Source organism: Metapseudomonas phytobenefica, from assembly GCF_043392685.1.
Taxonomy (GTDB): Bacteria; Pseudomonadota; Gammaproteobacteria; order Pseudomonadales; family Pseudomonadaceae; genus Metapseudomonas.
The window spans coordinates 19,321-31,540 of the sequence record NZ_JBHZGM010000020.1; the positions used below are offsets into that span (position 1 = coordinate 19,321).

The 12,220-nt window shown below is 65.1% G+C and carries 12 protein-coding genes and 1 riboswitch; of the genes, 6 read left to right on the forward strand and 6 right to left on the reverse strand.

Annotated features, from left to right (window positions below; genetic code table 11):
• Nucleotides 1-42 precede the first annotated feature (42 nt).
• On the reverse strand, nucleotides 43-447 hold the full coding sequence (locus ACFW0B_RS16515) for an acyl-CoA thioesterase (protein ID WP_449149976.1): 405 nt from the start codon (nucleotides 445-447) through the stop codon (nucleotides 43-45).
• A 185-nt stretch (nucleotides 448-632) separates the two neighbouring features.
• A riboswitch (S-adenosyl-L-homocysteine riboswitch) is annotated at nucleotides 633-736 on the forward strand.
• A gap of 22 nt (nucleotides 737-758) precedes the next feature.
• Between ACFW0B_RS16515 and ahcY the strand changes: the two genes are divergently transcribed.
• Nucleotides 759-2,168 carry an adenosylhomocysteinase gene (ahcY, locus tag ACFW0B_RS16520; protein ID WP_449149978.1) on the forward strand — a complete coding sequence of 470 codons (1,410 nt, stop codon included), beginning with the start codon at nucleotides 759-761 and terminating at the stop codon, nucleotides 2,166-2,168.
• 85 nt (nucleotides 2,169-2,253) lie between these two features.
• Nucleotides 2,254-3,099 carry a methylenetetrahydrofolate reductase [NAD(P)H] gene (gene metF / locus ACFW0B_RS16525; protein ID WP_449149980.1) on the forward strand — a complete coding sequence of 282 codons (846 nt, stop codon included), beginning with the start codon at nucleotides 2,254-2,256 and terminating at the stop codon, nucleotides 3,097-3,099.
• Here the strand turns inward: metF and ACFW0B_RS16530 are convergent.
• Nucleotides 3,083-3,286, reverse strand: coding sequence for a hypothetical protein (locus ACFW0B_RS16530; RefSeq protein WP_449149982.1), 204 nt, complete (start codon nucleotides 3,284-3,286; stop codon nucleotides 3,083-3,085). The genes metF and ACFW0B_RS16530 overlap by 17 nt on opposite strands.
• Here ACFW0B_RS16530 and ACFW0B_RS16535 point away from each other — a divergent pair.
• Both ACFW0B_RS16535 and ACFW0B_RS16540 read left to right on the forward strand, forming a co-directional pair.
• A complete protein-coding gene (locus tag ACFW0B_RS16535; RefSeq protein WP_449149984.1) occupies nucleotides 3,285-4,040 on the forward strand; it encodes a substrate-binding periplasmic protein in 756 nt (251 codons plus the stop codon). The genes ACFW0B_RS16530 and ACFW0B_RS16535 overlap by 2 nt on opposite strands.
• A gap of 190 nt (nucleotides 4,041-4,230) precedes the next feature.
• Nucleotides 4,231-6,144: a DEAD/DEAH box helicase gene (locus ACFW0B_RS16540; RefSeq protein ID WP_449149986.1), complete on the forward strand. Its 1,914-nt coding sequence runs from the start codon at nucleotides 4,231-4,233 to the stop codon at nucleotides 6,142-6,144.
• A gap of 279 nt (nucleotides 6,145-6,423) precedes the next feature.
• Here the strand turns inward: ACFW0B_RS16540 and ACFW0B_RS16545 are convergent, their stop codons facing one another.
• From ACFW0B_RS16545 to ACFW0B_RS16555, 3 genes are all read right to left on the reverse strand, one after another.
• Nucleotides 6,424-6,999 (reverse strand): YceI family protein, encoded by a 576-nt coding sequence (locus ACFW0B_RS16545; RefSeq protein WP_449149988.1) that lies wholly within the window; start codon nucleotides 6,997-6,999, stop codon nucleotides 6,424-6,426.
• Nucleotides 7,000-7,030: 31 nt separating this feature from the next.
• Nucleotides 7,031-7,585 (reverse strand): cytochrome b, encoded by a 555-nt coding sequence (locus ACFW0B_RS16550; RefSeq protein WP_449149990.1) that lies wholly within the window; start codon nucleotides 7,583-7,585, stop codon nucleotides 7,031-7,033.
• Between the two features lie 233 nt (nucleotides 7,586-7,818).
• Nucleotides 7,819-9,291, reverse strand: a complete 1,473-nt coding sequence (locus ACFW0B_RS16555) for a flavin monoamine oxidase family protein (protein WP_449149992.1) — start codon at nucleotides 9,289-9,291, stop codon at nucleotides 7,819-7,821.
• A gap of 161 nt (nucleotides 9,292-9,452) precedes the next feature.
• On the opposite strand from ACFW0B_RS16555, the gene ACFW0B_RS16560 reads away from it, so the two are divergent.
• The gene (locus ACFW0B_RS16560; protein ID WP_449149994.1) at nucleotides 9,453-10,859 is read left to right on the forward strand and encodes an adenosylmethionine--8-amino-7-oxononanoate transaminase; all 1,407 of its coding nucleotides are present in this window, start codon (nucleotides 9,453-9,455) and stop codon (nucleotides 10,857-10,859) included.
• Between the two features lie 65 nt (nucleotides 10,860-10,924).
• Nucleotides 10,925-11,644 (forward strand): 16S rRNA (uracil(1498)-N(3))-methyltransferase, encoded by a 720-nt coding sequence (locus tag ACFW0B_RS16565; protein WP_449149996.1) that lies wholly within the window; start codon nucleotides 10,925-10,927, stop codon nucleotides 11,642-11,644.
• Between the two features lie 93 nt (nucleotides 11,645-11,737).
• On the opposite strand, the gene ACFW0B_RS16570 is transcribed toward ACFW0B_RS16565, so the two are convergent.
• Entirely contained in the window at nucleotides 11,738-12,208 is a 471-nt protein-coding gene (locus tag ACFW0B_RS16570; RefSeq protein ID WP_449149998.1) for a chemotaxis protein CheW, read from the reverse strand.
• Nucleotides 12,209-12,220 lie beyond the last annotated feature (12 nt).

The window sequence follows — 12,220 nt, forward strand, 5'->3', positions numbered from 1 at the left end:
CGCCCCATTACAGGGCAGCCCCACGCAGCAGGCGCACCAGATTCAGGCAGACGACTCGTCGTCCTTGAAACGGTCCTTGATGTAGGTGATCTCCGTCTTGCCGTGGGGCGCCGGCAGGCCGTCCTCGCCGATGTTGACGAAGACCATCTTGTCGATGGTCAGGATGCTCTTGCGGGTGATCTTGTTGCGCACTTCGCAACACAGGGTGATCGAGGTGCGGCCGAACTCGGTTGCGGTGATGCCCAGCTCGATGATGTCGCTCTGGCGCGCCGAACTGACGAAGTTGATCTCGGAGATGAACTTGGTGACCACGCGCTGGTTGCCGAGCTGGATGATGGCGTAAATGGCCGCTTCCTCGTCGATCCACTTCAACAGACTGCCGCCGAACAGCGTGCCATTGGGGTTGAGGTCTTCGGGTTTGATCCATTTGCGCGTATGGAAATTCATGCAGCGTCCTCCTTCTGTGGGATGGGACGCATCATGACCGGCCCCGCGAGGCTTGTCCCGACAAGGCTTTCAATGGCCCCCATAGATGCCTGCGCGGGCGACGGAAAGCCTTGGGCTTGCCCGCCGGCGCCGCTATAATCCGCAAGTTTTTCAAACGGTCGGCGCTGCCCGGCCGTTCCCGCCTCCCTTCCGAGGGGCGCTGCAGCAAGTGGGGCCTGATTCGAATCAGGCGCCGCCTGTCAGGCTCGGAAGGGGCGTTGCCAAAACGCATCAACGGCGCCCATTCGCACACTACGAATGGAGACTCTTACATGAGCGCTGTCATGACGCCTGCCGGTTTCACCGACTTCAAGGTCGCCGACATTTCCCTGGCCGCCTGGGGCCGCCGCGAGCTGATCATCGCCGAATCGGAAATGCCCGCCCTGATGGGCCTGCGCCGCAAGTACGCCGCCCAGCAACCTTTGCGCGGCGCGAAGATCCTCGGCTGCATCCACATGACCATCCAGACCGGCGTGCTGATCGAGACCTTGGTCGCGCTGGGTGCCGAAGTGCGCTGGTCCTCCTGCAACATCTTCTCCACCCAGGACCAGGCCGCCGCCGCCATCGCCGCCGCCGGCATCCCGGTGTTCGCCTGGAAGGGCGAGACCGAGGAAGAGTACGAATGGTGCATCGAGCAGACCATCCTCAAGGACGGCCAGCCCTGGGACGCCAACATGGTGCTGGACGACGGCGGTGACCTGACCGAGATCCTGCACAAGAAATACCCGCAGATGCTGGAAAAGATTCACGGCATCACCGAAGAAACCACCACTGGCGTGCACCGTCTGCTCGACATGCTCAAGGCCGGCACCCTGAAAGTCCCGGCGATCAACGTCAACGACTCGGTGACCAAGAGCAAGAACGACAACAAGTACGGCTGCCGCCACAGCCTCAACGACGCCATCAAGCGCGGCACCGACCACCTGCTGTCGGGCAAGCAGGCCCTGGTGATCGGCTACGGCGATGTGGGCAAGGGCTCCGCCCAGTCCCTGCGCCAGGAAGGCATGATCGTGAAGGTCTCCGAAGTCGACCCGATCTGCGCCATGCAGGCCTGCATGGACGGCTTCGAAGTCGTTTCCCCGTACAAGAACGGCATCAACGACGGCACCGAAACCAGCGTTGACGCCGCGCTGCTGGGCAAGATCGACCTGATCGTCACTACCACCGGCAACGTCAACGTCTGCGACGCCAACATGCTCAAGGCCCTGAAGAAGCGCGCCGTGGTCTGCAACATCGGCCACTTCGACAACGAGATCGACACCGCCTTCATGCGCAAGACCTGGGCCTGGGAAGAGGTCAAGCCGCAGGTGCACAAGATCCACCGCACCGGCAAGGACGGCTTCGATCCGCTGAACGACGACTACCTGATCCTGCTGGCCGAAGGCCGCCTGGTGAACCTGGGCAACGCCACCGGCCACCCGAGCCGCATCATGGACGGCTCCTTCGCCAACCAGGTGCTGGCGCAGATCCACCTCTTCGAGCAGAAGTTCGCCGACCTGCCGGCCGACGAAAAGGCCAAGCGCCTGACCGTGGAAGTGCTGCCGAAGAAGCTGGACGAAGAAGTGGCGCTGGAAATGGTCAAGGGCTTCGGCGGCGTGATCACCCAGCTGACCAAACAGCAGGCCGAGTACATCGGCGTGACCGTGGAAGGCCCGTTCAAGCCGGATACCTACCGTTACTAAAGCCACAGGCGGCAGGCTACAGGCGGCAGGCAGAAGCCAGTCCTGCAGCCTGCGGCCTGAAGCCTGCAGCTCCGAAGGAATCTCTATGTCGCAAGAACGCCGTTACAGCTTCGAATTCTTCCCCGCCAAGACCGAAGCCGGGCACGAAAAACTGATGGCCACCGCCCGCAACCTGGCCGCCTACCAGCCGGATTTCTTCTCCTGCACCTACGGTGCCGGCGGCTCCACCCGCGACCGTACCCTGCAGACCGTCCTGCAGCTGGACGGCGAAGTGAAGGTGCCCACCGCGCCGCACCTGTCCTGCGTCGGTGACAGCAAGGCCGAACTGCGCGCCCTGCTGGCCTACTACAAGGATGCCGGCATCCAGCGCATCGTCGCCCTGCGCGGCGACCTGCCCTCGGGCATGGGCATGGCCAGCGGCGAGCTGCGCTACGCCAACGAGCTGGTGGAGTTCATCCGCGCGGAAACCGGCGACCACTTCCACATCGAAGTCGCCGCCTACCCGGAAGTGCATCCCCAGGCACGCAGCTACGAGACCGACCTCGCCAACTTCGTGCGCAAGGTCAAGGCCGGCGCCAGCAGCGCGATCACCCAGTACTTCTTCAACGCCGACAGCTACTTCTACTTCGTCGAGCGCGTGCGCAAGCTGGGCGTGGATATCCCGGTGGTACCGGGCATCATGCCGATCACCAACTACAGCAAGCTGGCCCGCTTCTCCGACGCCTGCGGCGCGGAAATCCCGCGCTGGATCCGCAAGCAACTGGAGGCCTACGCCGATGATGCGCAGAGCATTCAGGCGTTCGGCGAGCAGGTGATCACCCAGATGTGCGAACAGCTGCTGCAAGGCGGCGCCCCCGGCCTGCACTTCTACACCCTGAACCAGGCCGAACCCAGCCTGGCGATCTGGAAGAACCTCAACCTGCCGCGTTGAGTTCGCCGTGGAAGTCGAAAAGGCCGGGCATTGTCCTGGCCTTTTTCTTTTCCGCGTCCCGTGCGACTTCAATCGCCGATGAATGCTCTCCCCGAGCGGAGTCGTTGGCGACGGCGATCACAGCCTGGAAATCTTTGCTCTTCGGCTTACTTTCCAGCGCGCCTGCCGCCACGTAATCTGGCCACATGCCACTGTTTCGCATCCTCCTTGTCGTCCTGTCCGCCTGCCTTGGCCAAATCGCCTGGGCCGATGCCCTGCGTATCGTCAGCGAACCCTGGGCGCCCTATGTCTATGAGGAGGAAGGCAAGCTCCGGGGCCTGGACTACGAGGCCAGCAGCGTCGTCCTCAAGCGTCTGGGGATCGACGTGCAGTGGAACCTGATGCCCTGGAAACGCTGCCTGACGGCGCTGGAAAGCGGACAGGCCGACGGGGTGCTCGACATCTTCCGCACGCCGGAGCGCGAAGCCTGGATGGCCTTTCCCGGCGAGCCGCTTTCCGACGTGCAGTTCGTCCTGTTCTACGCCCGGCAGCGCCCCTACCCGTTCCGGCGCATGGCCGACCTGCAGGGGCTGAAGGTCGGGGTTTCCCCTGGCTACTGGTACGCCAACCAGGTCTTCCGGACCTCCCCGCTGTTCATCCGTGAACCGGCGCCGACCCACGAGGCGAACCTCGGCAAGCTGGTGCGCGACCGGGTCGACCTGGTGGTGAATGATCGCCGCGCCGGTCGTTACCTGATCCAGCAGATGGGGCTCGCGGCGGAAATCGGCCAGCACCCGCAAGTGGTCAGCCGTGACCGCCAGTACCTGGCATTTCGCCGCACGCCGCACCTGGAAAGGCTCGCCGTGCGTTTCGGCGAGGCGCTCAGGCGCTTCAAGCGGGAGCCCGCCTACGCCGAGCTGGTGGCGCGCTACCGTGAACCGGGTGCGGGAAACCTTCGGTAACCGTTGAGCAGCGTGAGGGCTGTACATTCTCGCGGAACTGTTATACTCGGCGCTCCGTCAGGCATACGCCCGGATGCTGAGCCACCCCAGAGCCAGCAGGACCGGTCGGGATCACGCGCCATCGCCGTGATTCGAGCCAGACACGATCACCCTATCGGGCCAGCCCCTTAGCACTCACACAGGATCTCCCATGTCCTTTGCCTCCCTCGGTCTCTCCGAGGCATTGGTCGGCGCCGTCGAAGCCGCCGGCTACGCCCAGCCCACTCCCGTGCAACAGCGGGCAATTCCCGCCGTGTTGCAAGGTCGCGACCTGATGGTTGCGGCCCAGACAGGCACCGGCAAGACCGCCGGTTTCGCCCTGCCCGTCCTGGAACTGCTGTTCCCCAACGGGCACCACGACAAATCCCAGCGTCATGGCCCGCGCCAGGCGCGCGTACTGGTCCTGACACCGACCCGCGAACTGGCGGCCCAGGTCCACGACAGCTTCAAGCTCTACGCCCGTGACCTGAAACTGGTCAGCGCCTGCATTTTCGGTGGCGTCGGCATGAATCCCCAGGTGCAGGCCCTGTCCAAGGGCGTGGACCTGCTGGTGGCCTGCCCCGGCCGCCTGCTCGACCTGGCCGGCCAGGGCAACGTCGACCTCTCCCATGTGGAAATCCTCGTGCTCGACGAAGCCGACCGGATGCTCGACATGGGCTTCATCCACGATGTGAAGAAGGTCCTCGCCAAGCTCCCGCCCAAGCGCCAGAACCTGCTGTTCTCGGCAACCTTCTCGAAAGACATCGTCGACCTCGCCAACAAGCTGCTGCACGATCCCGAACGCATCGAAGTGACCCCGCCGAACACCACGGTGGAGCGCATCGAGCAGCGCGTGTTCCGTCTCCCCGCCAGCCACAAGCGCGCCCTGCTGGCGCACCTGATCACGGTCGGCGCCTGGGAGCAGGTGCTGGTCTTCACCCGTACCAAGCACGGCGCCAACCGCCTCGCCGAGTACCTGACCAAGCACGGCCTGGCCGCCGCCGCGATCCACGGCAACAAGAGCCAGAACGCCCGCACCAAGGCCCTGGCCGACTTCAAGGCCAACGACGTGCGCATCCTGGTGGCCACCGACATCGCCGCCCGTGGCCTGGACATCGACCAGTTGCCCCATGTGGTCAACTTCGAGCTACCCAACGTCGAGGAAGACTATGTGCACCGCATTGGCCGTACCGGCCGTGCCGGGCGCAGCGGTGAAGCCATCTCCCTGGTCGCTCCGGATGAAGAGAAACTGCTGAAGGCCATCGAGCGCCTGACCAAGCAGAAGATCCCGGACGGCGATACCCAGGGCTTCGACCCGGCGACCGTCGAGGCCGAGCGCCCCGAGGCACGCCCGCCACGCCCCGAGCGCCAGCCGCGCGCCGACAAGCCCAAGCGCGAAACCAAGGCCGCCGCACCGCAGGCACCCGCCGAAGGGAAAGAAGCCAAGGCCGAAGGCAGCGCTGAAGGCAAGCCGCGCAAGAGCCGTAATCGCCGTCGTGGCAAGGGCAAAAGCCAGGATCAGGAGCAAGGCCAGCAGGCCGCCGGCCAGCGTCAGCAACAGCAACAGCAACAGCAACAGCCCAGGCAGCCGAAGCCGGTGTTCCCGCCGCAACCGGCCGCCGACCGCGATCCGGAAGAGTTCCTCGACGACGAGATCGACAACTTCGGCAATCGTGTCGACTACGTCAGCCCCTATCCGCCCAAGGACCAGGTCCGCGGCCAGCGCCGTGGCGGCCAGGGCCAAGGCCAGGGCCGTAGTGGTGGCGCTCAGGGTCAGGGTCGCAGCGGCGGCGGTCAGGGCCGTGGCAGCAACCAGGGCCAACGCCAGGGTGGCCAGAAGCAGGGCCAGCAGCGCCAGGGCAAGGCGGCCAAGGGCCGTGGCCCCCGCCGTGGTGACGATCAGCTGGTGTCCCGTGGTCGCGACGAACCGGCCGTGCAGGATCCCCGTGCCAACAAGCCGGCACCGAAGATCATCATGAAAGAGTCCCGCGCCGACCGTTTCCCAACTCCGGAGCAACTGGACGAACTGCAACAGAGCAGCCGCCCGCGCGGCGAGAAACCGGCCTTGCTGACCCGCAATCGCTGAGTTCCCCCCGCCCACGAAAACGCCGGCCAAGCGCCGGCGTTTTCGTTTCCGCAAATTTCAATCGCGATGCTGCGCGTAGCCGCGAGCAAGCGTCCACGTTCGTGGATTCTGGACTTTCGGTAGCCGCCGCTTCAGCTTGGCCCGAATCGTACAAGGGTGCGCCGCGCGCCCCCTACCGGATTGCTCCCAGGGACATGGTTCCCGGGTTCAAATGAATTCGTTCCTGCAATGCAAAACGCCGGCACTTGGCCGGCGTTCTGCTGCTGCGGGAAGGCAGGCTCAGGAGCGCACGCCCTCGAAGGAGATGATCAGCTGGGCTTCCTGGGAGGCCGGGCCGAGGTCCTTCTGGATGTCGAAGTCCTTCAGCTTGATGGTGGTGGTGCCTTCGAAGCCGGCACGGTAGCCGCCCCAAGGGTCGTCGCCCTGGCCAACGAACTTGGCATTGATCACCACCGGCTTGGTCACGCCGTTGAGGGTCAGGTTGCCGGTCACGTCGGCGGTACCCTCGCCGGTGGACTTGACCGAGGTGGACTCGAAGGTGGCGGTGGGGTTCTTGCTGACGTTCAGGAAGTCACCGCTCTTGATGTGCTTGTCACGCTCGGCGTGGTTGGTGTCGACGCTGGCGGTCTTCAGGGTGACCTTGATCTTGCTGGCCTCCGGGTTCTTCTCGTCGAAGCTGAAGGTGCCGTCGAAGTCCTTGAAGGAACCGTAGATGTAGCTGTAGCCCAGGTGGCCGATCTTGAAGTTGACGAAGGCGTGCTGGCCTTCCTTGTCGATCACGTAGTCAGCGGCCATCGCCTGGCCAGCGAAGAGCGCGGCACCCAGGGTCAGGGCAGCGAAGGTTTTCTTCAGCATCGATGAATCTCCTTATTGAGAGGTTGCGACGTTACTTGGCGGCGCGACCGAGCATGCGGGTCAGGGTCGCGTCGCGATCAATAAAGTGGTGCTTGAGGGCGGCCAGGGCATGGACGCCAGCGAAAATCAGCAGGCCCCAGGCAAGGTATTCGTGAATCGCACCGGCGACATCCTCCTGGTCGGGGATGGCGGTCAGGGTGGCGGGCACCTCGAACAGACCGAAGACCGCGATGCCGCGCCCTTCGGCGGTGGAAATCAGGTAGCCGGAAATCATCAGGGCGAACAGGCCGACGTAGAGCACCAGATGGCCGACCTTCGAACCCAGGCGAGTCATCGGACCGTGGTTGGGCAGCGCGGGCGGCGGTGGGCTGACGAAACGCCAGGCCAGTCGCGCCAGCATCACCAGGAACAGCAGGATACCGACGCCCTTGTGGATATCCGGCGCGGTCTTGTACCAGCTGCTGTAGTAGTTCAGGCCGACCATCCACAGGCCCAGGGCGAACAGGCCGACGAAGACGATGGCCACCCCCCAATGCAGAACGATGCTGACCAGACCGAAGCGGGACGGGGAGTTACGCCATTGCATGAAATGAATCCTTGGAAACACGGGCCGGGTAAATACGGGTGATTTAGCCTAGCGGTTAATCTATCGAATTAAAGCGGAAAATTTTGCTTTGAAATATCGAGCAATACGATCTTTACGGCCACTGAACCTTTGCAGGATTTTGTCGAAGGGAATGCCTGAAAGTTCGTAGGACGCGACCGAGCGGCGCGTCGGAGGAGACAGGCGGCGAGGTGGCTCGCCGCCCGGGGCCGGGATCAGTTGAAGAAGCGGGAGAAGAAGCCCTTCTTCTCTTCCCGGGTGGACGTGGAGGAGGCCTTGGGCGCGGCTTCGGCCACAGTTTCCTGCGGAGCGACGGTCTTGCCGGCCTTCAGGTCGATGACCTGGCCGGCGGCGCGCTGGCCGCTGCGCAATGCGCCTTCCAGGGTGCCCGGATAGAGCGCATCGGTGTGTTCGCCGGCGAACACCACGCGCCCCAGGGGCTGCTCCCACATGCGCCAGTAGAGGCTGATCTCGCCCGGACCGTAGGCCAGGTAGGCACCGCCGGCCAGAGAGTCCTTGCCGTAGCGGCGCAGCTCGTAGCCCTTGAACTGTTCGCGGGCGCCGGGGAAATGCTTGTCGAAGCGGATCAGCACCTGGTCGACCATCTGCCGGTCGCCGAAGGCCTGCATCAGACGCGCATTGTCGCCGGACAGGTTGATCAGCAGGTTGGCGCCACCCTTCAAGGCCGGCTCGACCCAGAGCATGCCCAGGCCCTGATCGCTGTAGACCTCGCCGGAAAGCCGGCTCTTGCCCCAGACCGGCTTCTTGAACTTCAGCAGCATCTGGTCGCGCCAGCCGTAGTTGATGTCCTTCAGGGCGCGCAGCTGCAGCGCGGACAGGGAAGGGGTCATGCTGATCTTGCCCAGCGCCGGCAGCGGCACGGCGAGCACGACGTAATCGGCCTTGTAGCCGGTGCCGCCGACCTTGACGGTGACGCCTTCCTGCTCCTGCACGATGGCGGAAACGCGGGCGTTGGTCTTGATGGTCCTGATCTGCCTGGCCATGGCCTGGGCCAGGCCCTGGCTACCGCCGGGCAGGCGCGCAGCACGCATTTCGGTATCCGGCAGGCCACGGTAGACGCGGGCCTGCTGGGCCAGGTAGAGCAGCGACAGGCGCGACGGCTCGTCATAGCGCGAGCGGATGCGCTGCACCACCAGGGCCTTGGCGGTAGGCGCCAGGTTCAGCTTCTCCAGCCAGCGGGCGACGGTGATGGAGTCGAGGGTCTGCAGGGTGTAATTGGCCAGCGGCTTGAGCGGGTCATCGATCGAGGCGGCCAGGTCATCCAGGCTCTTGTCGAAGCGCTTCAGGCCTTCCACGGTGCTCGGTGCTTCCTTGAGCAGGTCGGCCTCGGAGAAGTAGCGGCCGTTCACCAGGTAGCCGGGAGTGCGCACGTAATCGGGGGCGGGCACGGCCTTCACTTTGAACTGATCCAGATAGCGATACAGGCTTGGCTGCAGCCTGGCGCTGCCGATCCACTCGCTGGAGGCCAGACCCGAACGGCCACCGATGTTCGGCTTGGCCTCCAGCACGGTGACCTGCCAGCCCTTCTGCTGCAACTCGTAGGCCGAAGTGAGGCCCGCTATGCCGCCGCCAATGACGATGGCCGACGGCTGCTTGTCCTTGGCCAGCGCTGTCGCACTGAGCCCCCCCACAATGATCAGCGCCAAGGCGCGCCAGGCTGCAGACATGAAGAATCCCCCTGTGAAGCAGCGTCGTTCGAAATTGGCGCGCAGGATACGCCAGCCCCGACGGCCGGACCAGAAGTGCCTTGCCGGTAGCCAATGGCGTTCTGCTTGTCCGGGCCGGCCGCATTGCATAGGCTTCGCCGATCGCAACAGGAGAACGAGTCATGGGCCTCAATGCCGACTGGATGCAACGCGACCTCGCCGTGCTCTGGCATCCCTGCACCCAGATGAAAGATCACGAACGCCTGCCGGTGGTACCGATCCGCCGTGGCGAAGGCGTCTGGCTGGAGGACTTCGAGGGCAAGCGCTACCTGGATGCCGTCAGCTCCTGGTGGGTCAACGTCTTCGGCCACGCCAATCCGCGCATCAACCAGCGCATCAAGGATCAGGTGGACCAGCTGGAGCACGTGATCCTCGCCGGCTTCAGCCACCAGCCGGTAGTGGAGCTGTCCGAGCGCCTGGTCAGGATCACCCCCAAGGGCCTGGACCGGGTCTTCTATGCCGACAACGGTTCTTCCGGCATCGAAGTGGCGCTGAAGATGAGCTACCACTTCTGGCGCAACCAGGGTCTGGATCGCAAGAAACGCTTCGTCACCCTGACCAACAGCTATCACGGCGAAACCGTTGCGGCGATGTCGGTGGGCGACGTCGCGCTGTTCACCGAAACCTACAAATCGCTGCTGCTGGACACCCTCAAGGTGCCGAGCCCGGACTGCTTCCTGCGCCCGGACGGCATGTGCTGGGAAGAACACTCCCGCGCCATGTTCGCCCACATGGAGCGCACCCTCGCCGAACACCATGATGAGGTCGCGGCGGTGATCGTCGAGCCACTGATCCAGGGTGCCGGCGGCATGCGCATGTACCACCCGGTGTACCTCAAGCTGCTGCGCGAAGCCTGCGACCGCTACGGCGTACACCTGATCCACGACGAGATCGCCGTCGGCTTCGGCCGCACCGGCACCATGTTCGCCTGCGAGCAGGCCGGCATCGCGCCGGACTTCCTGGTGCTGTCCAAGGCCCTGACTGGCGGTTACCTGCCGATGGCCGCGGTGCTCACCTCCGAGACCGTCTACCAAGGCTTCTACGACGACTACCAGACCCTGCGCGCCTTCCTCCATTCGCACACCTACACCGGCAACCCGCTGGCCTGCGCCGCCGCCCTGGCGACCCTGGACATCTTCGAGCAGGACAAGGTGATCGAGGCCAACCGCAAGCTGGCCATGCGCATGGCCACCGCCACGGCCCACCTGGCGGACCACCCGCACGTGGCGGAAGTACGCCAGACCGGCATGGTGCTGGCCATCGAAATGGTCCAGGACAAGGCCAGCAAGACGCCCTTCCCCTGGCAGGAACGCCGCGGTCTGAAAGTCTTCCAGCACGCCCTGGAGCGCGGCGCGCTGCTGCGTCCGCTGGGTAACGTGGTGTATTTCCTGCCGCCCTACGTGATCACCGGGGAACAGATCGATTTCCTCGCCGAGGTGGCCAGCGAAGGCATCGACATCGCCACCCGCGAGTCGGTGAGCGTGCCGGTGGTGGCGGACCTGCATCCGAACCATCGCGATCCGGGCTGACAGGTAACACGGACGGCGCGCCAGGCCTTAAACTGCGCGCCCGTCTCCTCTGTTCCCGAATGCCCATGCGCCTTTCCCGCTTCTTCATCGACGCCCGCCTCTCCCTCGGCCAGCACGACCTGCCCGAAGCCCAGGCCCACTACATCGGCCGCGTCCTGCGCCTGGCCGCGGGCGATGCCGTGCAGCTGTTCGACGGTTCCGGGCAGGAATACCTCGGCGAACTGATCGAGGTGGGCAAGAAGAGCGTCAGGGTGGAACTGCGCGAAGCCTTCGCCGGAATGGCCGAGTCCCCCCTGCGGGTGCACCTGGGCCAGGGCCTGTCGCGCGGCGAGCGCATGGACTGGGCGATCCAGAAGGCCACCGAACTGGGCGCGGCCGAGATCAGCCCCATCGTCAGCGAGCGCTGCGAAGTGCGCCTGAAGGACGAGCGCGCCGACAAGCGCCTCGCCCACTGGCGCCAGGTCGCCATCAGCGCCTGCGAGCAATGCGGCCGCTCGGTGCTACCGATCATCCATGCGCCGGTTGCCCTGGCCGACTGGCAGCGCCAGGTCGAAGCCGAGCTCAAGCTGGTCCTGCATCCGGTGGCCGAGCCCCTGGCCAGCCATGCCCGACCGGGCAGCCTGGCCTTCCTGATCGGGCCGGAAGGCGGCCTCTCTGAAACGGAGGTCGAAAGCGCGAAAGCGGCGGGTTTCCATGCCGCACGCCTGGGGCCGCGCGTATTGCGCACCGAAACGGCGCCGGTGGTGGCACTCAGCGTGGCGCAGCAGCTCTGGGGTGATTTCTAGCTTACGCAGGTTGGTCTGAGCTACGCGAAGCCCAACACGCGGGATAACCGGAACAACGTCGGGCCTCGCTGCGCGAGGACCGACCTGCGGCGCTCAGATCAGTCCGGCATCCGCCAGCATCTGCTCCAATGCCACCAGGTCCGGGATCTTCGCCACGTCGGTGCCCAGCTGCACCGAATCCAGCTCCAGGATCGACAGCGGCGCATTGGCGCGGCGCAGGTCCTGCTCCACCTTCAGCGAGCGGGGAATGCCTTGCAGCAGCAGGGCGATGAACTTCACGTGGGGGCGACCACCGAGGGCGTTGAGTACCGCCACCCGGGCACCCGGCCCCACCTTCACCTCGCCACCGGCAGCGGCCTCGAAGGACAGCAGCGGCAAACGCAGGTCACGCCAGGCCACCTGGCCCAGCAGCCAGGCGGGCAGCCCCGGCGTTGCCTGGGGCGCGCGGTAGGGGATGAGTTCGGCCAGGGCCACGTTGGGCACCAGCAGGGTACGGTCGGACAGCGGCAGCAGCAGCCCGGTGAGGCTGGCGGCACTGTTCTGGTCGGTAACGGCTTGGCTCATGGGAAATCCTGG